The 24288-nt window shown below is 61.8% G+C and carries 17 protein-coding genes; 6 read left to right on the plus strand and 11 right to left on the minus strand.

Annotation, left to right across the window (positions count from 1 at the left end):
* Positions 1-291: 291 nt before the first annotated feature.
* Positions 292-2373: a carbohydrate porin gene (locus tag QA643_RS37395; RefSeq protein ID WP_283030766.1), complete on the plus strand. Its 2082-nt coding sequence runs from the start codon at positions 292-294 to the stop codon at positions 2371-2373.
* 47 nt (positions 2374-2420) lie between these two features.
* Here the strand turns inward: QA643_RS37395 and QA643_RS37400 are convergent, their stop codons facing one another.
* From QA643_RS37400 to QA643_RS37415, 4 genes are all read right to left on the minus strand, one after another.
* Complete coding sequence (locus QA643_RS37400) at positions 2421-3728, minus strand: hemolysin family protein (RefSeq protein WP_283030768.1); 1308 nt, start codon at positions 3726-3728, stop codon at positions 2421-2423.
* A gap of 98 nt (positions 3729-3826) precedes the next feature.
* Positions 3827-5458: an FMN-binding glutamate synthase family protein gene (locus QA643_RS37405; protein WP_283030770.1), complete on the minus strand. Its 1632-nt coding sequence runs from the start codon at positions 5456-5458 to the stop codon at positions 3827-3829.
* A 187-nt stretch (positions 5459-5645) separates the two neighbouring features.
* Positions 5646-6518, minus strand: coding sequence for a patatin-like phospholipase family protein (locus tag QA643_RS37410; RefSeq protein WP_283030772.1), 873 nt, complete (start codon positions 6516-6518; stop codon positions 5646-5648).
* Positions 6519-6778: 260 nt separating this feature from the next.
* Positions 6779-7552, minus strand: coding sequence for a ferredoxin--NADP reductase (locus QA643_RS37415; protein ID WP_283030774.1), 774 nt, complete (start codon positions 7550-7552; stop codon positions 6779-6781).
* Between the two features lie 290 nt (positions 7553-7842).
* On the opposite strand from QA643_RS37415, the gene QA643_RS37420 reads away from it, so the two are divergent.
* Both QA643_RS37420 and QA643_RS37425 read left to right on the plus strand, forming a co-directional pair.
* Positions 7843-8841: a hypothetical protein gene (locus tag QA643_RS37420; RefSeq protein WP_283030775.1), complete on the plus strand. Its 999-nt coding sequence runs from the start codon at positions 7843-7845 to the stop codon at positions 8839-8841.
* Complete coding sequence (locus QA643_RS37425) at positions 8841-10154, plus strand: cyanophycin synthetase (protein ID WP_283030776.1); 1314 nt, start codon at positions 8841-8843, stop codon at positions 10152-10154. Before QA643_RS37420 ends, QA643_RS37425 begins: the two co-directional genes overlap by 1 nt.
* Before the next feature lie 105 nt (positions 10155-10259).
* On the opposite strand, the gene QA643_RS37430 is transcribed toward QA643_RS37425, so the two are convergent.
* Entirely contained in the window at positions 10260-11186 is a 927-nt protein-coding gene (locus tag QA643_RS37430) for an amino acid ABC transporter substrate-binding protein (RefSeq protein WP_283030777.1), read from the minus strand.
* A 12-nt stretch (positions 11187-11198) separates the two neighbouring features.
* Positions 11199-12488 carry a dicarboxylate/amino acid:cation symporter gene (locus QA643_RS37435; RefSeq protein ID WP_283030778.1) on the minus strand — a complete coding sequence of 430 codons (1290 nt, stop codon included), beginning with the start codon at positions 12486-12488 and terminating at the stop codon, positions 11199-11201.
* 224 nt (positions 12489-12712) lie between these two features.
* On the opposite strand from QA643_RS37435, the gene QA643_RS37440 reads away from it, so the two are divergent.
* From QA643_RS37440 to QA643_RS37450, 3 genes are all read left to right on the plus strand, one after another.
* Complete coding sequence (locus tag QA643_RS37440; RefSeq protein WP_283030779.1) at positions 12713-13714, plus strand: NADP-dependent oxidoreductase; 1002 nt, start codon at positions 12713-12715, stop codon at positions 13712-13714.
* Between the two features lie 175 nt (positions 13715-13889).
* Positions 13890-15197, plus strand: coding sequence for a YcaO-like family protein (locus QA643_RS37445; RefSeq protein ID WP_283030781.1), 1308 nt, complete (start codon positions 13890-13892; stop codon positions 15195-15197).
* Positions 15198-15270: 73 nt separating this feature from the next.
* Positions 15271-17385, plus strand: coding sequence for a BTAD domain-containing putative transcriptional regulator (locus QA643_RS37450; protein WP_283030783.1), 2115 nt, complete (start codon positions 15271-15273; stop codon positions 17383-17385).
* A 6-nt stretch (positions 17386-17391) separates the two neighbouring features.
* Here the strand turns inward: QA643_RS37450 and QA643_RS37455 are convergent, their stop codons facing one another.
* The 5 genes from QA643_RS37455 to QA643_RS37475 all read right to left on the minus strand — a co-directional run bounded on the left by QA643_RS37455 (position 17392) and on the right by QA643_RS37475 (position 24280).
* Positions 17392-17802 (minus strand): hypothetical protein, encoded by a 411-nt coding sequence (locus tag QA643_RS37455; protein WP_283030785.1) that lies wholly within the window; start codon positions 17800-17802, stop codon positions 17392-17394.
* 88 nt (positions 17803-17890) lie between these two features.
* Complete coding sequence (locus QA643_RS37460) at positions 17891-18301, minus strand: hypothetical protein (RefSeq protein ID WP_283030787.1); 411 nt, start codon at positions 18299-18301, stop codon at positions 17891-17893.
* Positions 18302-18355: 54 nt separating this feature from the next.
* A complete protein-coding gene (locus QA643_RS37465; protein WP_283030789.1) occupies positions 18356-20047 on the minus strand; it encodes a peroxidase family protein in 1692 nt (563 codons plus the stop codon).
* Between the two features lie 88 nt (positions 20048-20135).
* Complete coding sequence (locus QA643_RS37470) at positions 20136-20690, minus strand: adenylate/guanylate cyclase domain-containing protein (RefSeq protein WP_283030791.1); 555 nt, start codon at positions 20688-20690, stop codon at positions 20136-20138.
* Positions 20691-21100: 410 nt separating this feature from the next.
* Positions 21101-24280 carry a multidrug efflux RND transporter permease subunit gene (locus QA643_RS37475; RefSeq protein WP_283030793.1) on the minus strand — a complete coding sequence of 1060 codons (3180 nt, stop codon included), beginning with the start codon at positions 24278-24280 and terminating at the stop codon, positions 21101-21103.
* Between the last annotated feature and the right edge of the window lie 8 nt (positions 24281-24288).

Below are 24288 nucleotides of genomic sequence, written 5' to 3' on the forward strand. Positions count from 1 at the left end.
CCCCCGGGCGGGTCACCTTTTTCGTGCGGAGGCCCCGCAACGTCTGCGCACGCGCGACGTGTCAGCCATATCTCCGAATACCTGTCAGCGATCTGTCCGAACGGCGGCCAACCCTGCCTGAGGCTGTTGCAGCCGCGTCACGTAACGATGCCATCCAACCCTAGCAGTCCGGCAGCTTCTTGCTATTGCGAATTACTTGCAATAAGGATCGAACGGTAAATGGCGGATCGTCCTAGTCTGAGGGCTGGACCCGGGCGGAACCGCGCGCATTCGATTGGGGCGACGGGGTTGATGACTGTATTTGTTGGGTGGCGGCAGGCGTTCGAATCTGCGGTGATGGTGCGCGGCGACGACAGGCGTCGCATTGGGACGATCAGCCCTGTGAACAGCAACCGCCGACCTCTGGAACATGCGCTGGCCGGTGCCGCATTCGGTGCGTTGGCGCTCGGCAGCCCGGCCATTGCGGCCGACCTGCCGCTGAAGGCGCCCTACCTTCGCCCGGCATTCGACTGGAGCGGCTTCTACATCGGCGGGCATACCGGCTATCACCGCGGCTCTTCGTTCGCGACGCTGGCCGACCCCGCCGTCAGCACGACCAACAGCGTGGTCAGCGGCCTGATCGGCGGCGTGCAGGCGGGCTACAACTATCACCTGCCTTCAGGGCTCCTCCTCGGCGTCGAAGCCGATCTCACCTTCCCGAATTATCTGCCGTCCAACCACGTCGTGGCCAAGTTCGCCACGCCGAACTCCGATCTCGAAGAGCGCTGGGACTATTTTGGCACCGTGCGCGGCCGCGTCGGCTATACCAGCGGGCCCTGGCTGGCCTACGCCACCGGCGGTTTCGCATGGACCGGCGGGCGGTTTCTGAATACGCCAACCGGCGTCGACGTCGAAGAAAAGCATATCAACGTCCGCCCCGGATGGGCCGCGGGCGCCGGGCTGGAATACGCCTTCGCGCCGCACTGGACCGTGAGGCTTGAATATCTCTATGCCCAGTTCGGCAAAGCCGATGTCAATTTCCCGTCAGGGACGCAGTACAATTCGACGCTCGATTTCCAGTCACTTCGGCTTGGCCTGAACCGCAAAGTCGATTGGCCGGGATCGAAAGGCTGGTCGCCGAAAACCGACATCACCGATCCTGAATCTGACCGCTGGGAGATCCACGGCCAGACCACCTATCTGGGACAGGGCTACCCGGCATTCCGCGCGCCCTATACCGGCACCAACAGCCTGACGCCGGCGCGGCAGGCGCAGGCCACCTGGAGCAACAGCCTCTATCTGAACGCCCGGCTCTGGGAAGGTGGCGAGGTCTACTACAACCCCGAACTGCTGCAGGGTTTTGGCCTCAGCGACACCGTCGGTGTCGCCGGCTTCACCAGCGGCGAGGCGCAGAAGTCGAATTTCCCCTACCCGCACTACAACACCTCGCGGCTCTACGTGCGCCAGACCTTCGGATTCGGCGGCGAGCAGGAGGAGCTCGCCAGCGCACAGCAGCAGCTTGCCGGCAAGGTCGACGTCAATCGCCTGACGCTGCAGGCCGGCAAATTTTCGGTCGGCGACGTCTTCGACGGCAATTCCTACGCCAAGGATACCCGCCGCGACTTCATGAACTGGTCGATCTGGGCGCCCGGCGCCTTCGACTATGCCGCCGACAAGCTGGGCCTCACCTACGGCTTCACCGCCGAGCTCAACCAGAAGCAATGGGCGTTGCGCGCCGGCTATTTCCTGATCGGTGCTGTCTCCAACTCCAACAATTTCGATACCCAGGTCTTCCGCCGCGGCCAATATGTCGCCGAGCTGGAGACGCGCTACTCCATCTTCTCCCGTCCGGGCAAGCTGCGCACCATCGGCTGGGTGAGCAGCGCCAATTCCGGCAGCTATCGCGACACGTTGAACGATCCCTCGCTCAACATGGACATCGCACTGACACGCACCGGCCGCACCAAATACGGCTACGTCCTCAACGTCGAGCAGTCGATTACGGACGATATCGGCCTGTTCGGCCGCTGGAGCTGGAACAACGGCAAGACCGAGATCATGTCGTTCACCGACATCGACGCCTCACTGTCGCTCGGCACCTCGATCAAGGGTACGGCGTGGGGCCGGCCCGATGACACCATCGGCATCGCCGGCGCGATCAACGCGCTGTCGCGCGACCATCGCGACTTCCTCGCCGCCGGCGGCCTCGGCCCGCTGATCGGCGACGGCCAGCTCAACTACCGCAAGGAGCGCATCCTCGAGACCTATTATGCCTATGCGCTCACCAAGGCGGTCACGCTGACGGCAGACTATCAGTTCGTCACCAATCCCGCCTTCAATGCCGACCGCGGGCCGGTTCACGTGTTCTCGGGACGACTGCACGGGGAGTTCTGAAGATTCTCCCCCGTCGTCCCTGCGAGCCCAATCCGGCTACGCAGTGCTCAGGTGTCTTGTGGGGCTGGAGCACCATCGACCTTCGCCGCCAGCACCTTGTCGATGCGCCGGCCGTCGAGATCGATGATCTCGAAACGCCAGCCTTCCACGTCGGTGTGATCGCCGACCTCGGGTATCCGCCCGAACTGGCTGAGCAGGAAGCCTGCCACCGTTTGGTAGTGCCGCGACAACGGCAATTCGAGCTTGAGCAGCGACGCAAACTCGACGGCGGGCATCCAACCCGAGATCAAGTACGAACCATCATCGCGCTTCACGGCCGCTGCCTCAGGCGGTCCTTCGTCGGTATGAAAACCGCCGACAATTGATTCCAGGATGTCGGCGCTGGTGACAACGCCCTGGAATTCACCGTACTCATCATGGACCAATCCCATATGGACGGTGGAGTCGCGCAGAATAGCAACGACGTCCCGCGCATCGAGAAATTCCGGAATGACGGGCGCGGGGCGAACCAGCTTGCCGACGTCGAGTGACTGCTCCGCGAGAACGCAGTCCAGCATGTCCCTGGCCTTGACGATTCCGACCACGGTGTCAGCCGCCGGATCGAACACCACAAGGCTGGAATGGTTACTGCTCGCCAGCGCGGATCGGATCGTCTGCTGATTGTCGGTCAGGTTGATCATGCTGACCTCGCGGCGCGGCGTCATGACGGCGCCGACCGGAAGATCACCAAGGCGCATGACGCCCGCGATCATTTCCTTCTCGCCGGGTTCGAGCACGCCGGCGTTCTCCGCTTCGACGGCCAGCGTGTGGATTTCATCCTCGCTGACCTTGCCGCCCGCCGGACCGCGGTGGCCGAGCAGCCATAACAGCGCCTTGCCGGACCGGTCGAGAAGCCAGACTGCCGGCAACGAGATCTTCGCAAGCAGCATCATGTAGGGCGCCACCCGCACTGCTACCGATTCCGGGTCGCGCAGGGCAATCTGCTTGGGCACCAGTTCGCCGATGATGAGCGAGGCATAGGTGATCACAGTCACGACCGTGCCGACGCCGATCGTATCGGCCAGGCCTTGCGACCATCCGGCCCCGACCAGAAAGCCGCTCAACCGCGCGCCGAGCGTGGCGCCGGAAAACGCGCCCGACAGAACGCCGATCAGCGTGATGCCGATCTGGACCGTCGAGAGAAACTTTCCGGGATCAGACGCCAGCGCGAGTGCGCGGCGCGAGCCCTTGACGTTCTTTTCCACCAAGGCCGCCAGCCGTGCCGGCCGCGACGAGACGACGGCCAGCTCTGACATCGAAAGCAGACCATTGGTGACGATCAGGATCGTGACGATCCCGAGTTCTAAGGTGAGCATTGTCGCTTACTTATAGATCCCGTTGCAATTCGCTGCGGAACCGTATCAGAAAGCCGTCACAGCAAGGCTCAACACACCGTGGGAACCCGGCGAAGATTTTATCCCACCGGCTGGAACGAATCTGCCTGCGCCATCGCCCAGGCATCGCGGAAGCGCGGATCCTGGGTGCCTTCGATCAACTCGCCAGGACGCAGCGACGGATAAAGCTTCGCGAACGACATCACCTCGGTGCTCGACGTCCGCTTCGAGAAGTGGATCGGTCGCAGCTGTTTCGGGTGATCGAGGCCGGAGGCGGCGAGAAGCTCGGCGAGGGCGTGCAGGGTGGCATGATGGTACATGTAGACGCGGTCGGTCTTGAGTGGCACCACCAGCGCCCGGGCGCGGATCGGATCCTGCGTGGATACGCCGGTCGGGCAGCGATCGGTATGGCAACTCAAGGATTGGATGCAGCCAAGCGCGAACATGAATCCGCGGGCGGAATTGCACCAGTCGGCGCCGATCGCCATCGCGCGCGCCATGTCGAAGGCGGTCGCGATCTTGCCGGCGGCGCCGATCTTGATACGGTCGCGCGCGTTGATGCCGATCAACGCATTGTGGACGAAACTGACGCCCTCGCGCATCGGCATACCCAGATGATCCATGAACTCGAGCGGCGCCGCGCCGGTGCCACCCTCGTTCCCGTCGACGACGATGAAGTCAGGATAGATGCCGGTCTCCAGCATCGCCTTGCAGATCCCGAGGAACTCCCAGGGATGGCCGATACACATCTTGAACCCGGCCGGCTTGCCGCCGGACAGGCGGCGCATCTCGCTGACGAATTTCATCATCTCAATCGGCGTCGAAAACGCGCGGTGATTGGCCGGCGAAATGCAATCCTCGCCCATCGCCACGCCCCGGATCCTGGAGATCTCCGCCGACACCTTGGCCGCCGGTAGCACGCCCCCATGGCCGGGCTTGGCGCCCTGGCTGATCTTGAGTTCGACCATCTTGATCTGGTCGTCGGACGCCACGCGGGCGAATTCTTCCGGATTGAACGAGCCGTCACGGTTACGGCAACCGAAATAGCCGGAGCCGATTTCCCAGATGATGTCGCCGCCGTTCTCGCGATGGTACGGACTGACTCCGCCCTCGCCGGTGTCATGCGCAAAGCCGCCCTTTTTGGCGCCAGCGTTCAGCGCACGTACGGAGTTTGCACTGAGCGCGCCAAAACTCATCGCGGAGATATTGAAGACCGACGCCGAATACGGCTTGATGCAATCAGGGCCGCCGATGGTGACGCGGAATTCCGCGTTGCCTTTGGCCTTTGGCGCCACCGAATGATGCATCCATTCGTAACCCTCGCGATAGACGTCTTCCTGGGTGCCGAACGGCCGCTTGTCGAGTTGCATCTTGGCGCGCTGATAGACCAGCGCGCGGGTATCGCGGGAGAATGGCATGCCGTCCTTCTCGCTCTCGAAGAAGTATTGCCGCATCTCCGGGCGGATTTCCTCGAGCAGGAAGCGGATATGCGCCGAGATCGGATAGTTGCGCAGGACCGCGTGATTCTTCTGCAGGAGGTCGCGAATACCGAGCAGCGTGAGCGCGCCGAAAATCGCGACCGGCACCATCAGGATTTCCCACGCCTTCGGGTTATGGTCGAAAATCCCGATGCCGAGCAGCAATGCGGTCACAACGGCACAGACCGTCAGCACGATGTAGCGTGGCGAGAACGGAAGCAGCAGCGTATCCATGGAATCCCTCAGCCGGATTGTCGCGTCGCCAGCAGCAGCTTAGTCCAACCGCCGGCGCAAGCGCTACACGGATATACGGAGCGACCTAAGGGAACGTGACGGCGGCTTGAATAAATTTTTCTGCTTGACCAGGCGAACAACCCCGTCGCCTTTTGCAGTGCAGCGTAGCGGAAGGGCAGCCGGAAGCTCAGTGGCTGTGCAGCCGCATCTCGTGCGGAATCCTGCCTTGCTGCAGGCCGTGCTGGGTCAGCCACGCGTCGGTCGAAAGAATGGCGCGGTCGATATGGTCGGCCGTTCGCGAAAAGTCGTAGGGCGAGCCCACCAGCGGGCATAACGGCGGAACCACGAAATATTCGATGTCAGGCCCGAGGGCTTCAAGCTCGTTGACCAGTTGCCGCGCGATCAGCAGCGTCAGTGCGTGGAGCGCATTGGCGACCGCCCCGACCGGTGGGTCCTGGTTGGCGCAGGCATGCCCGGTCGGCAGGATGATCAGCCGCCTCGCCCCCTTCCTCACCGCGACCTGGATCGGCGTGTTGGAGGAGATCGCGCCGTCGGCGAGATAATGGTCCCGATAGCGGATCGGTGAGAACGCGCCGGGGATCGCGGTCGAGGCCACGATTGCCTCCGCGGTCGAGCCTTCCGACAGCACCACGCTGTCGCCCGAGATGATGTCGGTTGCGACGATATGCACCGGCAGCGTCGCCTCTTCGAGATTGCGGTAGGGAATGTTGTCGTCGATCAGCTTGCGAATGCCGTCATGGGGAATCAGGAAATCGCGGCGCCACAGAAAGCCCAGCATGGTCCGCCAGGTGACCGGAAAGACGTCGTGCCGCTGCAACGCGCGCCAAATGACACCGAGCCGTTCCACGCCCTCCAGCGTGGGATCGCCGGCATAGAAGGCGCCGTTCAGCGCCCCGACGCTGCAGCCGACCACCATATCGGCAGTCACGCCATGCGCGGCCAGCGAATGCAGCATGCCGACCTGGATGGCGCCAAAACTACCGCCGCCCGCGAACACGAAGGCGGTTTTGCCAGGACCGATCTCATCACGAACCGGCACGCACGCGCTCCCTCAATCGCCGCGTCGGCGTCGGACCGCGCGGCGTTCGGGCGTGGTTATAGCAGTGGGGGAATGTAAGGGGCTATAGGACGCGAACGACGATCTTGCACCGCGTCGTCCCTGCGAACGCAGGGATCCATAACCACAAATGCAAGTTGTTGCGCCGGAGGTGGCCGCCCCGACGTTTTCCAACAACACGCATTTGTGGTTATGGGTCCCGGCTCAAGGCCGGGACGACGAAGGATTAAGCTGCGTACTTATCAGCGCTCGACGAATGCCTTCTCGATCACAAAGTGGCCGGGCGTGTTGCCGCTGCCTTCGATGAAGCCTCCGGATTCGAACATCTGCTTCAGCTCTTCCAGCATCGCCGGGCTGCCGCACATCATGATGCGGTCGGTCTCGATATCGAGCGGCGCCTGGTGGATGTCGTTGAACAGTTGCTCGGACGAGATCAGGTCGGTGATGCGGCCGCGGTTGCGGAACGGCTCGCGGGTCACGGTCGGATAGTACAACAGCTTTTCCGAGAGCAGCGGCCCGAACAGTTCGTCGTCGCGCAGCTTGGCGACCAGATCCTCGCCATAGGCGAGTTCGGAGACCTGCCGGCAACCATGCACGAGCACGATCGTCTCGTAGCGATCATAGACGTCAGGGTCCTTGATCAGGCTGGCGAACGGCGCAAGGCCGGTGCCGGTCGACAGCAGCAAGAGGCGCTTGCCGGGAATCAGATTGTCCGTGATCAGCGTTCCCGTCGCCTTGCGGCCGACCAGGATCTCATCGCCTTCGCGGATCTTCTGCAGCTTCGAGGTCAGCGGACCGTTCGGCACCTTGATGGAGAAGAACTCGAGCTCTTCCTCGTGATTGGCGCTCGCCATGCTGTAGGCGCGCAGCAGCGGCCGGCCCTCGACCTCGAGGCCGATCATCGCAAACTGGCCGTTCTGGAAGCGGAAGCCCGAATCGCGGGTGGCTCGGAAGCTGAAAAGCGTATCCGTCCAATGGCGAACGGAAAGAACCTTCTCTTTATAGAACGCGCTCATGGTGTTTTCGTTTTTCCTGACGTCTCGGTGTAGAACGTTTCGGTCTGCGGGCTCGAAGTGCCAAAAATCAGCGAAATCCTCGGCGATTTGGCGCTTCATTTGCGCACGGCACACACATAGTCAATATGACCTACAGCACAATCGATAACTCGGAATGGCAGTCGGTCCATTTTGCAAAAAGGTTCGATTGCCTTCGTTAACGCCACCTTCGCGTAATTAACTTGCTGAATTTGGCGCCGATCTGGCAATAAATGACTACGCCCGATTAAGAACGTTTCAAAAGAGATCGCATGCGAAGCCCAAAAAAGTTTCGAACGGGAAAACCGGGCTTTTATCCGGACCAGGCGGTCTATGCGGAATTTGCCTGCGCCGAATTTGGGCTAACGTTTTGCGATCTCGATAGCGGATCGGGGTTGCTGTTCAGCATCGCCTCGCGCGACAGGCTGGTTCATTTCGGCGCCGGCCGCTGCTCCTGGTATCCGCAGAACAGCGCGACCGCCTCGACGCTGGCATCCGACAAGTCGTTTGCGAGCAGAATCTTGCGAGAGGCCGGCGTGCCGGCCTTGGGCGGCGAATATTTTTTCCTGCACGAGCGCCACCGTGCGCATCGGCCGACAGGACATGAACGCCGCGATGCGATCGCCTGTTTCAGGACGCTGGGCGGATCGGCCTTCCTCAAGCCGCTGACGGGATCGCGCGGCGATTTCGCGCAGGCCGTACACGGCGAAGCTGCGCTTGTTCGCTATCTCGACGACGTGATGAAGTATTACGACGCGGTCCTGATCCAGCCGATCGTCGAAGGCATCGAATATCGCATCTTCCTGCTCGACGACGAGCCGCTCTATTGCGCGCGAAAATATCCGCCACAGGTTACGGGTGATGGCGTGCGCACGATGCGCGAGCTCCTCACCGCCCACAACGACGCCCTGCGCGCGCGCGGCCTCTCGCCCGTCTCGCGGTCGGCCGACGATCCATCGCTCGATGTCGTGCCGGCCAAAGGCGAGCGCCGTGAGATTCCCGGACGGATGAATCTGAGTGCGGGCGGCACGATGGTGCTGGCAGACGCGCCATCCGAAAATGCCGTCACCCTGGCGCGGCAGGCCGCCCGCGCGATCGGGCTCCGCGTCGCGGCCATTGACCTGTTCGTCGACATCGGCGGCGAGCCGGATGCGATCGAAATCATCGAGGTCAATTCCAATCCATCGATCCGGCTCCTGGAAGATTCTGGTCGTGGCGACCTTATCTTAAGAATCTGGCATCACACCTTTTCCGCGATGGGTCTGTTGTGATGTTCGACCTGCCCAAGTATGGCGACGGGATCTGCCTCGCGCGACTGGCAGCGCTGCTGGACACGCTGGCGATCGACCGCGCCTGGCTGCAGCGCAATTCGGTCGTGGTAACGGGATCGAACGGCAAGGGCAGCACGGCCGCGATGTGCGCCGCCATTGGCCATGCGTACGGCCAGCGCACCGGCCTCTTCACCTCGCCGCATCTCTTCCGCTTCAACGAGCGGATTCAGGTTGGCGGCATCGAGATCGATGACGGCGCCCTCACCCCTCTCAAGCGACAGGTCGAAGCCGCCATCGCCGACCTCGCCAGGCGCGGCGAGAAATTCGGCGCGTTCGAAGCGTTGTTCGCGCTCGCCTGCCTGCACTTTCAGGATAGCCAATGCGATTTCATCGTGTTCGAGGCCGGCATCGGCGGCCGCTACGATCCGGTGCGCCTGGTCGGTGCGCGCACGACCTGTGTCACTTCGGTTGATTACGAGCATGTCGCGCTGCTCGGACATTCGCTGGAGCTGATCGCCTCAGACAAGAGCGACGCCTGTGCCGCCGGTGGCACGATCATCTATGGCGAGAACTGCCGACCGTTGCGGGCGCACCTCGCCGAATTCAACCGCGGGCCGGGGCGCACGCCGCTGTTCGTTCGCGACGAGGTCGCTATCGGCAACGAGACGCGGTCCCCATCGGCACAACATTTCGATTACGGATTCGGCGATCGGCAGTTTGAGCACGTCGAGCTTAACCTGCCCGGCGCCTTTCAGGTCAACAATGCCGCCATTGCCATCACGCTGTTCCTGCTATGGCTGCAAGGTAACCAACCAAGGAGGGCCGCCGGCGACGCCGAAGCGGCGATCCGCAGTGGCTTGCGTAACGTACGCTGGCCCGGCCGCCTCGAGATCATCCAGCGCGAGCCGCTTACTGTGATCGACGTTGGCCACACGCCCGACGGCATCCGGCAGGCCCTCCGAGGCCTGATTGCGACCCATGGTCCCGGCGGCTGGATTCTCGTCACCGGCACCTCGCGCGACAAGAAGGCCGACGAAATCGCCGGCGCGCTAGCGCCCGCCTTCGACACCATCATCTGCACGGCGGCCCATCACAAGGGCGCCGACCCGCAGGCGATCGCCGCCGCCGCGCGCCGCGGAAATCCGACCGCAAACGTTCATGTCGGCGCGACAATGGCGGACGCCGTGCGGCTGTCGCAGGAGATGGCGAGGGCACAAAAGCGAAGGGTGTATGTGGCCGGCGGACTCTTTCTGGCGATCGAATACGCGACTGTCGCCAAGGGCGGCCGCATGGAAGAGCTGGATTTTTTCTGACAGTCCTTCCGTCATGGCCGGGCTTGTCCCGGCCATCCACGCCTGCTTTCTTATGCTGCGAAAGACGTGGATGCCCGGGACAAGGCCGGTATTCCTCAAGAGCTTCTAATTGCTCGACCCCTGCGTATCGTCGAGCGCCTTGAACGCCTCTTCGAGCTGCAGCGAGATCGGCACGCCCAGCCGTTCGCCGGTCGGCAGCCGGCCCACGAACCATTTGTTGTAGAGCGGGACGAGGTCGCGGCCCGAGCCGAGCTTGCGGAAGGTGCGCTCGACCACGGCCTTCAGCTGCGGCTCACCCTTGCGGAACATGATGCCGTAGGGATCGTAGGACAGATACTCCCCCGTCACCTTGAACTTGTCCTGCGTTTTGTGCCGCGCGATCAGGCCATAGAGCAGGATGTCATCGGTCGCAAAGGCGTCGACCTTGCCGTCCACCAGCATCTGGTAGGACTGCTCGTGGTCGGGCGAGGTCACGATGCTCAGGCCGAGCGAGAACTTCTTGTCGATCGTGTGCATCGCCTGTTCATTGGTGGTGCCCTTCGTCACCACCACGGCCTTGCCTTTCAGGTCCGTCGGCGCGGCAATGCTGGACGATTTCGGCACCATCAGCTTGGTGCCGGCGACGAAGATCAGCGGCGAGAATGCCACCACCTTCGAACGCTCGGCATTGGCCGTGGTCGAGCCGCATTCGAGATCGATCTTGTTGTCAATCACCGCGGGAATGCGATCGTCGGAGGTGACCTTGACGTATTCGACCCTAAGATTGGTGTCGTCGACCTCGACACCGATTTCCTCGACGATCGCCTCGCACAGTTCGAGGCTGTAGCCGATCGGCCGGCCCGCCTGATCCAGGAACGAGAATGGCGGCGAGCTCTCGCGATAGCCGAGACGCACGACATGCGCCCGCTTGATGTTGGCAAGCGTGGGGCTAAGTCCTTCGCTGGCGGTCTGGGCCGCGACCGGCGTAGCCAGCAAGCACATTGCCAGCAGCATTCCGCCCGCCGCTATTGCCTTCCTTGGGGGCTGATGCATGCACCGCTCCCCTCACTGAGCCGGCACGGGATCGCCCGGAACGGCATCGCCAGGCACGATGTCATCCGGCCCGAGCTCATGCTCCGCCTTCAGCTCGCCCTCCCATTTCGCTACCACGGCGGTCGCCAGCGAGTTGCCGATCACGTTGGTGGCGCTGCGTCCCATGTCGAGGAAGGTATCGATACCCATAATCATCAACAGCCCGGCCTCGGGAATGCCGAACTGGCTGAGCGTCGAGGCGATCACCACCAGCGAGGCGCGCGGCACGCCGGCAACGCCCTTGGAGGTGATCATCAGCGTCGCCAGCATCGCGAGCTGGGTGCCGAGCGGCATGTCGATATGGTAGGTCTGCGCGATGAAGATGCTCGCGAAGGTGCAATACATCATCGTGCCGTCGAGGTTGAACGAATAGCCGAGCGGCAGCACGAAGGCCGAAATCCGTGACGAGGCGCCGAAGCGGTTGAGGCCTTCCAGCGTCTTCGGATAGGCGGCTTCCGACGATGCCGTGGAGAACGCGATCATCAGCGGTTCGCGGATCAGGCGCAGCAAATGGCTGTATCGCGGCCCGATCGCGATGAAGCCGACCACGACCAGGATGCCCCACAGGATCATCAGCGACAGATAGAAGCCGCCCATGAACACGATCAGCTTCCACAGCACGCCGAGGCCGTTCTTCGATACGGTCGCCATGATCGCCGCCCACACCGCGAGCGGCGCGAACAGCATCACATAACCGGTCACTTTCAGCATGATGTGGGCGAGATCATCGATCAGCCCCATGATCGGCTTGGCGCGCTCGGGCAGCGCGCCGAGCGCGACCGCGAAGAACACGGCAAACACCACGATCTGCAGAATTTCGTTCTGCGCCATCGCGTCCGCGATCGAGGTCGGGATCAGGTGCGTCAGGAACTTTTCGATCGAGAACGCCGAGACCGGCAAGCCGGTCGATTGGCCCTTATCGGGCAGCGTGCCGGGGAAATTGGCCCCCGGCTGCAGCAGATTGACCATGACAAGGCCGAGCAGCAGCGAGACGAAAGAAGCGCTGACGAACCAGCCCATCGTCTTTGCGAACACGCGGCCGAGCTTGGACCCGGTTCCCATATGCGCGATGCCGCCGACGAGGGTTGCGAACACCAAGGGTGCGATGATCATCTTGATCAGGCGCAGGAACAGCATCGCGATCAGGTTGACGGATGCCGCGATCTCGACGCGGCTGTCGGGCATGTAGTTGTAGACTACAGAGCCCATCACGATGCCGAGCGCCATCGCGATCAGAATGAGTTGCGTGAACCTGTTGGACATTCTTGCCCCCGTTTCTTGGCAACCGGCGGTGGTAAGTTTGGCAGATTTCAGGAACGGCGCAACAGCCGTCGGAGCTTGGCGGCGTTGCGGGAATGTTTCTGTTGTAGAAAGCGCACACGCCGATTAGCGTTCATGCAGCGCACAATCTGTGCAGATGATCGCTTCATGCGCAGTCCGTTGCATCGGAAATGCCACGAGAAAAATTATAGGGAGGGGAGAACATCATGAGCGACACCGTCAATCGTCAGATCCTGTTGGTCGAGAAACCCACCGGCAAGCTCGGCCCTGAGCATTTCAAGCTGGTCAAGGGCACAGTGCCCGAGCCGAAGGACGGCGAGGCGCTGGTGCGCACACGCTATATCTCGCTCGATGCCGCCAACCGTGCCTGGATGCACGGCGCGACCTATCGCGCCGCCGTCGAGGCCAACACGGTGATGGCGGGCGGCAGCATCGCAGAGGTCGTCGCCTCGAAGGCGCCCGGCCTCGCGCCGGGCGATATCGTGTTCGGCGACACCGGCTGGCAGGATTATGCGGCTGTACCAGGCAAACATCTCACCAAGATGCCGAGGATGGAGCCGATGACGCATCTGCTCAGCGTCTACGGCATCGCCGGCCTCACCGCCTATTTCGGCCTGCTGCACGTCGGCAAGCCGAAGGAGGGAGAGACGGTGGTGGTCTCGGCGGCTGCCGGCTCGGTCGGGTCGATCGTCGGCCAGATCGCCAAGATCAAGGGCTGCAACGTCATCGGCATTGCTGGCGGCAAGGACAAGTGCCAGTGGCTCACCTCCGAGCTCGGCGTCGACGCCGCGGTCGACTACAAGGACGGCGCCACCTTCAAGGCGCTGCGCGCGGCGGCGCCCAAGGGCATCGACGTCTATTTCGACAATGTCGGCGGCGACATTCTCGAAGCCTGCCTGTCGCTGATGAACAACCGCGGCCGCATCGCCTGCTGCGGCGCGATCTCGCAATATGACGGCACACCGTCGGCCCACGGCCCGCGCGGCGTGCCCGGCCTGATCGTGGTGAAGCGCCTCATCATGCAGGGCTTCATCGTGATGGACTTTATGGACCAGAGCGCCGCGGCATTGAAGGACCTGCAGTCCTGGGTCGCCTCCGGCAAGCTCAAGGTGCAGGAAGACGTGATCGACGGCTTTGAGAACACGCCAAAAGCGTTGATCGGGCTCTTGGCCGGAGAGAACCGCGGCAAGCGGATGGTGAAGGTGTAGGGCGACGCGGCACCAAGCGGTGTTCGTTAGACCCGAACGGAAGCTTGGCCTATTGTCATCTGACGGGGAAGCGAGGGGAGCGATCGTTGCCTGTGATAGCCGCGAGATTTTTGACGAGGTTGCGTCCAGGCGCGTAGCCGTCATAGCATTGGCCGCGTTCCGAACCGAGGCCATCATGGTGCAGATGCAAGCTCGTCCTGCGTTCCTGGAAGTCGATTTGACTTCCGCGCAGGGCGCCGCGCTTCTGAGTTCCGTCTCGGAGAAGTATGGTCCGAAAATCGTCGAGGCCGCCAGCCTCGCGGCTCGAATGTTTCTGTTGCGCTCGCCATGGGCGCCCGGGCTGCGCTTCACGGGCGCGGAGACCAAGCGCGCATTTGGCGGAGAATGGTCTACCGAGGTTTCGTTCAGTCTGAGCGGATCGGGAGAGACGCTCGAGGATGCATTCGTGTCCTGCATAGGAGAGGGAATCGACCGACTCGCACAGATCGAATGCCCCGGCGACATCGCCGCTTTCGGAAGGCTGGCAGAGATCGCTGATCGTGCCTTGCCAACGGCAATAGTCGCGCTAGGGCAGGACATGACCCAACAGGCATTGCCCGTAACGACGCCGCTTGCCTGGGTCAGCGGCAAACTGTTCGACACCAACTTCAACGCCGACCGTGGTGGCGGTCGCGACGTTCTGCTCCCTGCCGATTGGTGCCTGCGGCGCGCTCCCGGCCAGCAGCGCCTGCGGCCACGAACCGCACTCAGCGTTGGCGTTGCAGCCGGCCCGACATTCGATTGGGCAGCCTCACGCGCGCTATTGGAATTGATAGAACGCGACGCGGCAAGCCTGTGGTGGATAGGCGGGCGGCGCGGGCGGGACGTGCCGTTGGATCACCCGGCGACCACGGAGATTCGCCAATTGATCGGAACTTTGCGGCAAGATTCGCGAGATCGCACGTCCTGGGTACTCGATCTCACCACCGACATCGGAATTCCGGTCATTGCGGCTCTGTCATGTGACGCAGACGGCAAGTTGCTTGCCTATGGATTAGCGGCGCGGCTATCGCTTGAGGATGCTGCGCGCGCGGCAATTCTCGAACTTTGCCAGACCGAGCTCGCGATCTTGCTCGCGCAAATCCGCCAAGCCGAAAACGGCGAAGACAATCTTCCGCCGGAGGATCGCGCCCATCTCGAACGCGGGGCGGCGATCAAGGCCGATCAATGTACGCTGCTGCATGCGCTTGGATGCCATCTGACGCCGCCGGCGGATGTCGTAGGGCCCGCGCTTCCGGCGATCGCAAGCGCGATGGCCCGATGCGGGATAGAGGCCGCCTTGATCGACATGACCCGTCCGCAGTTCGGTATTCCGGTGGTGCGCGCAGTCGCTCCCGCATTGCAGCTGATGCCGTCCAACACCGTGACGGACCGGATGCGGCACGCCTTTGAGGATTGGGGCGGCGGCAGCCGGTATACGGGCGGAACGCCGCTAATATCGTAGCCGGGGCACAATGGAACAACCCCGCGCGGCGTGATATGAACATGGGATCAGCGCAGCAAATCGCGGCAGGACCATGGGGCTGCAAGGCGCAAATCACCGAAGCAAAGATGACAGTGGCGCAACGCGCTCCACTTTATCGATCAAATTGCTCGGCAAATATTCATTGCATGTTGACGATCATGAAATCGAGCTTTGGAGCCGCAAGACCAAGGCCTTGCTCGGATATCTGGCGCTAACCGAAATTCAGCAGGAGAGCCGCGAAAGGCTAATCGGACTGTTCTGGAGCGAAGCACCGGAAGAGCGGGCTCGGGCCTCCCTGCGCCAGGCGCTTCACGAGATCCGCAATGCGCTTGTGCCCACCGGTTTCGATGGGTTCCACACGGACAAGCTTGTGGTCGGACTGGATCGGACGAGAGTGCGCGTCGATCTGATCGACGTACTAAAGGACGCGGAGGGCGGGTCGGCACATCCGCTGCTGCTGAAGCAGCAAAACTTGGTGGACGACATCCTTGCCGAAGTTGAAAGCAGCGATCCCGCGTTCCAGACTTGGGTACTGGCAAGGCGCCAGACCATCCGCGATCAACTGATCCGGAATTTTGAAGGTGCGTTGCGCGCCCAAATCAAGATCACGGAGATCGGGCGAGATATCGCGGTCGCGATACTGAATCTCGACCAGACCCACGAGGAAGCCTGCCGATATCTGATTCGGGCGCACGTGGAAGACGGAGCGATCGGAAGTGCGCTCAAGGTATACAAGACCTTATGGGATCTCCTCGACGCCGATTACGACGTCGAGCCTACCCGACAGACGCAAGATTTGATCGCCGAGATCAAGGCTGCACTGCCATTCAGCGGTGAGCCGAGCACGCCTGCGGTATATTCGCATGTTCCGGCAGACGACGAGCCGGAGGTCACGCCGCCGCGAGCGGGGCCATTGCCCGGCGTGAATGTGGATCCGCTACTGGCGGCCCGCGAGGCCAGGCTTATTCTGTCGGTGGGTCCGTTCGTGTTGTCCGGCAGCGCTCCAAAGAGAGACTACCTGGCTCAAGGTTTCCGGCGGGAATTGATCGCCTGCTTCGTGCGGTTTCGAGAATGGCAGATCCGCGACTTTACAAGCCCTCCTGCCGACGGCCCGCTGCAGGACCCAAAGGATGAGTTCATCCTTGATGCAAGCGGGTTCGAAACGCGCAAGGCGCTTCATCTGGTATTGACACTGCGCGACGGAACGACGGGTACATACCTCTGGAGCGAGAGCCTCACTCTGACTCTGGAGAACTGGCACCAAGCGCAACAGAATCTGGTGCGACGTATTGCTTCCGCACTTAACGTCCATGTTTCTGCAGAGCGATTGAGCAGGATCATGAGCCGGCAGGTCGCCGACCTGAAGGCGTACGATATCTGGCTGTTCGGCCAAGCTACACTGCTCGGTTTCGATCCGCAGCGCTGGAACAATGCGGCGGATTTGTTTCGGCAAGTCGTGCAGCTGATGCCGGATTTCGCGCCGGCTTTCTCCAGCCTTGCGCAGTTGAACAACTCCTATCACATCGTGAAGCCCGGCACGCCCCGGGATGCCAATCGCACGATGCAGGCCCTCGCATACGCGCAGGAAGCTGTTCGGCTGGACCCGCTCGATTCGCGCAGCCAGCTCTGCCTCGGCTGGTCGCACGCGATGGCAAAGCATTATGAACAGGCAATGATCTACATTCCGCTGGCGCACGGATTGAACGACAACGATCCCTGGACGCTGGTGTCGGCGGCGAACTGCTATGCGTTTTGCGGATACGACAATGAAGCTGCCGAGATCGTCGATTCAATGCTGCAGCGAAAGGCGACAATTGCGCCCCTGCAGTGGGCTTACCATACCGCGGTGCGCTTCATGATCGGCGACTATGAAGGTTGTGTGGCCGCTGCCGAATTCGCTGGCGATCTCAATTCGAACGTCCCAGGCTGGAAAGCTGCCGCGCTCTACCATTTGGGTCGCAAGGAGCGGGCGGCCGCCGAACTCGAGCATTTCTTCGCTGTCGTGCGAAGCCGGTGGTCGGTACAAGAGCCTGCAACGCCAGCCGCGATGACGCGCTGGTTCCTCCAGCTCTTTCCGATCGCAATGCCCGAAAGCTGGGAACGCCTGCGCGCCGGCATAGCCGGCGCCGGCGCGCCCACCGATGGCTTGTTTCACCATCAATGGTGAAACTTATCAGCCGCAATTTCGAATTGAGTAGTCACCAATCCGCGCGGCGTGCAGTTGAAGAAGCATCGCCTTGTCCATTTTCGGCAATGGAGCATGGAAGAATTCTTCATAGAACCGCGGTATCGGATAGAACGCATCCGGCGCCTCGAATTCTCCTTCGGTGTCTTCGACCATGGTTTTCGGCGGCAGCTTGATCACCGCGGTTTGACGGCTGTATTGAACAATCTGTAGTCCCACCATTCCGTCGGGGAACGATATTCGAAGCCCGATCTCGGCGGCCTGCGCGAGCAATTCGTCGAGGGTTCGGGGGATCGGAGGCGCCGGCCTGTCACGTGTGATATAGTTTTCTCCGGTGGCCCACGACTTCACCAGTTTGCCCCAAAGAATATCGTCGCTGATCTCCAGCTTGGTGCCCATCACGCCCTCCAATTTCCCGATTGGCTGGATCAATTGCAGAACGGCTCGACGACTGCCATTCGCGTCGAGCCGGCCGGAACGCCGCCGGTCAGCCGCAGTTCCGAATTGAATAGTCTCCGATCCGCGCGGCGTGAAGCTGGAAGCGTTGGGCCTCGGCCAGCGGCGGGAGCGGGACGCCGAAGAATTCCTCGTAGAACTTCGGCATCGGATATTTTGCATTTTCTTGTTTCAACTTCGCTTCGGTCTCCTCGACCATATCTTTCGGCGGCAGCTTGATCACGACAGTTTGCGGGCTGTACTGGATCACCGCCAATCCCACCATTCCGTCGGGAAACGTTATCCGAAGGCCGATCTCACCGGCGGTCCTGAGCAAATCATCGAGTGTTCGCGGAATTGCAATCGGGCCTGCGCCCGGGTTGACATAGTTCTTGCCGGTCGCCCAGGATTTCACCAATTTGCCCCAAAGCACATCGTCTTCGATCTCAAGAGTGGTACCCATATTCAGCCCTCCATCGTTGCCGGTTATGCAGACCGCCTTTGGCCCGCGGTTCTTTCATTGATCGTGATCGAGGAGTCCTCGCAACTCCATGAACGTGAGAAGATCTTCGAAAGTCTCGACCTCAGGCATGTTATTGAGCGCCGGCTCTCCAACGCCCAACCTCTCGAACGGCTCGAATTGTTCTTTCAAATGGAGAAGTGGATCGTACATCCACTTCGAGACTTGCAGGGGATACTTCACCATCGCCCCCACCATCGTTTCCGCGATGATGATCGAGCCGAGCACGCCGAGACGCTCGCCATTGTGGCTCTCGTGCGCTTCATACAGGACAAAGAACGGCAATGGCGGATCCTGCGCAATCTCAGCGACGTCTCCAGGCTCGAACTGTTCGGATAAGCCGTCGGGCCGGCCGGTGGCCTCGAGCCAGGCCGTCAAGCCGGGAACAAGCCCATCATAGGCCGGTAGAAATGCGGCGAGTTCGGGCTTCTTGGCGCGAAGGGCGTCAACGAGCTTGGGCACCGACCAGATTCGTCCGAACATGGCGCTTATGAGATCTCGGTTCGGCAGCCCGGGCGCATCTTCCTTGCTGAGAGGCCCGAAGAAGAACTCGTTCCTCGCGAGCGACGAAAAATTTGGGCGCAGCCGGCGGCTGAGATTTTTCGGCTGGCCTCCGCCGTTGATCTGGAAGAAATTGTCCCATTTCACGACCCATTCCTCGCTCAATGGAGTAAAGCCGGGAGATCGCCGCGAATTGATGAGCATCGCACGAGCGGATTCGATCAAGCCGTTGCCGTTCACATCATAGTGGCTTCGCACCATTGCGTGTCCGAACCGAAACGCACCGTGCGAAAACTCAACCGGAATTCGATCTAGGACGCCCTGCTCGGAGGCGAGTTTGTCCTTGTTCATGTTGGGCAGGAAATAATATCGGTAAACCGAGGGATCCAGCAGACGATAGAGCACGTCCTTAACGATGATCCTTCGATACAACAGCGCCAGAATGAACCGCGCGCATATGAAGTTTCGATAGGCCTCAGGCGCGGTCGACGGAGGAAGTACGGCGTCCAGCTCGTCGATGATGTAGTTGTGCATCCGGAGAAACAGCAGCGTCATCTGGGAAATGAGCGCCTGATCCTCATTGCGAGCGTCGGCGACCAACGCCTCGGTACGCACGCACCGTCCGCGGAGTCCATCATCCCTGACATCGACCGGCACGGCGCGTCCGATGTCGGCAAACGGCATATTGGCGGTTGAGCCGGCTCTATTGCGCGTGCGACCGCAGCGAAATCGCGTGCGCGGCATGAAACCACGCGACTGTGCACAGAACTGGCTGTACTCGTAGGCCTGCGGCGAAACGTCAGGACCGCCGCCATAAATGGTTTCGAGCGTCAATGGCAGTTGCCTGGCGTTCTGGAATCCAAAGCGTCGGCCGTCGCTCACAGCAAGTGAGACAGATGTGTTCACCATATCGTGGGCGATGAACTGAAGCAGGTAGGTATATCCCGACGGAAGGTTGGGGTTCGTCCCCTCCTCCGGCCTCTCCTCACTCAAATCCGGCTCGCGGCTGATGCGCGCCGACAGTTTGCGCATCAGGTTGCGTAGGTCCTGCGGGTCTTTCCCCGCACCAAACATCGAGGCTGCCGGCAGCGGAAGTAGATTTCGCATTCCACCAAGGTCGCCGTCTGCGTTCAGCAATTTCGCGCCGTCCCGGATCTCGGGAATCGTTGAAAGATTTAGTCCGTGCATGGCATCCACCTCCCGGTTTCACGATATTGAATCCAGATCACCATCAATTCAGCGTCAAAGCGCCATAAGCCAATGATTCTATTTAATTTTAAGAAGCCACCTCACCCAGAACGCGGCACTGAAAGACGCGTACCGGAAGGCACATATTTCGGAATTTCTGAATTCCCAAATCTTCCAGCGGCAACGAGAGGCTGGGGCCCACCAACTCGGCAACCCTGTCGGTCATCGCGATTCCGCCAGCCGGCGCAACGGTTTGCAGCCGCGCCGCGACGTTGACATCGTGGCCGTAGATGTCTTCCTTATCGGCAATGATGTTGCCGCAGCTCAGTCCCATGCGGAAGACGATTCGGCGATCGCCGCTCTCGCCCTTGCAGCGTTCGACCATCTGCTGCTGAACCTGGATGGCGCACCACACGGCGTCGAGGGCCGTCTCGAATTCAGCCAATATGCCGTCGCCAGTCGATTTCACAAATCTGGCCCGGTATTCGGCGGTCATCGGATCGATCAGCTCTCGACGATGAGCCTTGTAGCGCAAATAGGTTTGCTCTTCATTCAGGCTCGTCAACCGTGAATATTCGACGACATCGGCGGTGAGAACCGCGCCCCATCTCCGCTCCAGTAGTTGCGCGGTCGGGCCGTCCACGACTTCGGACCTTGCCGGCCGTGCTCCTGCTGCGATGAAATGCTCCGTACGCATCTTCGACCTCGCACTGTTTGAGCTTCCCGTGCCGCCTGCGACGTTGCTGCGACAACTTGCAGCGCTTGCCGTCTCGCGAATTGCGGGCACCCTGGCAGTCCGCCGTCATACGAGCGTTAGTTGGGAGATCAGGGGCGTCATTCGATCAGCAAACGCGCCTGACTGTCGGACGGCCGGCGCTTCGGATTCCGGGCGGCCCCGGCGTCCTCGCGTTCGGCAAAATGGGCGCATTGGTCCCATGAGAAAGCCGCTGGAGAGGTATCCAGCGGCTTTCTCATGTGTTGGGGGAACGTGGTCTCTGCTTCGGGCGCGCAAGCGTCAACTGGCTACGGGGAATCGTTGAATGCGATCCTGCGTCAGGATCCTGCCCCCGTGTCAGCAACGGCTCGCTGCGTCGTCGGCCCGCCAGCCTTCTTCGCCTTCCGCTCCTTCAGCCAGTTCTCGAACCGTTGGATCACGACGAAGAACGTCGGCACGAACAGCACGGCGAGACAGGTCGAGGCCAGCATGCCCGAAAACACGGTGATGCCGATCGACTTCCGCGCATTGGCGCCGGCGCCGGTGGCAAGCACCAGCGGCACGACGCCGAGGATGAAGGCGAACGATGTCATCAGGATCGGGCGGAAGCGGGCGCGCGCCGCGTTGACCGCGGACTCCAGCAGCGGCTTGCGGTCGCGCACGTGCAGTTCCAGCGCCACCTCGACGATCAGGATCGCGTTCTTGGCCGACAGCGCGATCAACAGGATAATGCCGATCTGGGTGTAGAGGTTGTTCTCGATCCGCAGGCTGGTCAGCACCAGCATCGGTCCCAGTAGCGACAACGGTACCGCGAGGATCACCGAGATCGGCGCGTACCAGCTTTCGTATTGCCCGGCCAGCACGAGGTAGACCAGCAGCAGGGCAAGGCCGAACGCCCAGTAGATCTGGCCGCCGACCACCTTCTCCTGATACGACATCGCCGTCCACTCGAAGCCGGTGCCCTGCGGCAGCGTCTTGGCGGCGATCTCCTCCATCAGGGTCATCGACTGGCCTGAGCTGTAGCCGGTGGCCGGCAGGCCGATGATGGTGGCAGACGGATAGAGGTTATACAGGCTGATCAGCGACGGACCGACCGCCGGCGTGATTTTCGCCACCGCACCGAGCGGGATCATGTCGCCCTGGCTGTTGCGCACCGTCAGCCGCTCGATATCGCGTGGCGTCAGGCGGAATTGCGCGTCACCCTGCGCATAGACCTGGAAGGTGCGACCGAACTTGTTGAACTGGTTGACGTAGCTCGAGCCCATGTAGGACGACAGCGTCGAGAACACCTGGTCGGTCGTGACGTGCATGGTCTGGGCCTTGACGCGGTCCACCTCGACGTCGAATTGCGGCACCATCGAGCGGAACGGCGAACTGACCCGCTGCAGCGCGCTCTGCGTCCCGGCATTGGCGACGATCGCCCCGGTGATCGCCTGCAGCTTGCTGAAATCGGAGTTGCCGTCGCGGAGCTGCACCTGCATCGCAAAGCCCGCCGCGTTGCCGATGCCCTGGATCGGCGGCGGCGGCACCACCAGGATGCGCGCCTCGTCAATGACCGACAGTTTTTCGTTCAAGCCGACGAACAGCGACCGCAGATCCTCGCCCTGCCCGCGCGCGCTCCACTCCTTGAGAATGAGATAGGCCACGCCGGCATTGGCAAGGCTGGAGGAATTGTCGAGCGCGGAGATGCCCGCGATCGTGATCACCTGCTCGACGCCTGGCGACTTGCCGGTGATCTCGCTGACCCGCGTCAGGACGCGCTGGGTTCGATCCAGCGAAGCACCGTCGGGCAGTTGTACGGCAACCAGGAGGTAGCCCTGATCCTCGATCGGGATGAAGCCGGTCGGCACTCGCGACAGGCCATAGCCGCCGATCGCGATCAGGATCAACGCTCCGATCACCGAGACGTTGCTGTGCGCGACCAGGCGGGCGATCAACCGGCTATACCAGGCTTCGATACGGTTATAGGCCGCGTTGAAGCCACGGTAAAAGAAGTTGCGCTGCTCCGGCGGCGCGGGCGGGCGCAGCCACAGCGCGCACTGCGTCGGCTTCAGCGTCGCCGCATTGATGGCGCTGAGCAGCGCGGTCGCGGCGATCACCAGTGCGAACTGGGCGTACATCCGTCCCGTCAATCCCGGCAGGAACGCCGACGGCAGGAACACCGAGATCAGCACCAGCGTGATGCCGACGATCGGCGCAAACAGCGCGTCCATCGCGCTGATCGCCGCATCATGGCCGGACATCCCCTTCTCGATATTGTGGGCCGCGCCTTCGACCACGACGATGGCGTCATCGACCACGATGCCGATCGCAAGTACGATCGCAAACAGCGTCGAGATATTGACGGTGAAGCCGAGCGCCGCCATCGCCGCGAAGGCGCCGATGATCGTCACCGGCACCGTCGTCGCCGGCACCAGCATTGCGCGCCAGTCCTGCAGGAAGACCAGGATCACGATCAGCACAAGCAAGCCGGCCTCGATCAGCGTCTTGTAGACCTCGTTGATCGATTCGGAGACGAATTTGGTAGTGTCGAACGGCGTATCGTAGACCACATCCTGTGGGAACGACTTCGACAGCTGTTCCATCTTCTTCTTGACGGCCTGCTCGACCTCCAGCGCGTTGGCGCCGGGCGACTGGAATACACCGATGCCGGTCGCCGGCTTGTTGTTCAGCGAAAACTGCTGGCTGTAGGTCTGGGCGCCGAGCTCGACCCAGCCGACGTCGCGCACCCGCGTGACGTCGCCGCTGCTGCCAGTCTTGACGATCACGTTTTCGAACTCGCTGACGTCGTCGAGCCGTCCGGCGACATTCAGCGTATATTGAAACGACTGCCCGGCAGGCGCCGGCGGCGCGCCGACCTGTCCGGCGGTGACCTGCTGGCTCTGCTGCTGGATCGCCGAAATGACGTCCTGCGGCATCAAGTTGCGCGCATAGAGCTTGTTCGGGTCGAGCCAGACCCGCATCGAATACTGGCCGGCGCCGAACACCGTGACGTTGCCGACGCCGGGCAGGCGCGACAGCTCGTCGCGAATATTGATGGTGGCATAGTTCGAAAGGAACAGGCTGTCATAGGTCGATTTCGGCGAGGTCAGGGTCACGAACAGCAGGATCGCCGTCGACTTCTTCTGCACGGTGACGCCCTGGTTCTGCACTGATTGCGGCAACTGCGCCAGCGCGCTCGACACCCGGTTCTGTACCAGGACCTGCGCGAAATTGAGGTCGGTGCCGATCTTGAACGTCACCGTCAACGAATAGGAACCGTCGGAGCCGCTGTAGGACTGCATGTAGAGCATGTCCTCGACGCCGTTGACCTGCTGCTCGATCGGCAGCGCTACCGTATCGATCACGGTTTTCGCGCTGGCGCCGGGATAGCGGGTCGTCACCTGCACCGTCGGCGGCACGACCTCGGGATATTGCGCGACAGCAAGGCGGAACAGGCAGACGCCGCCGATCAGGATCATCAGGATGGCGATGACGTTGGAAAGAACGGGCCGTTCGATGAAGAATTTTGAAATCATGGCCGGCT

Origin of the sequence: Bradyrhizobium sp. CB3481, from assembly GCF_029714305.1 — a bacterium.
Taxonomy (GTDB): Bacteria; Pseudomonadota; Alphaproteobacteria; order Rhizobiales; family Xanthobacteraceae; genus Bradyrhizobium.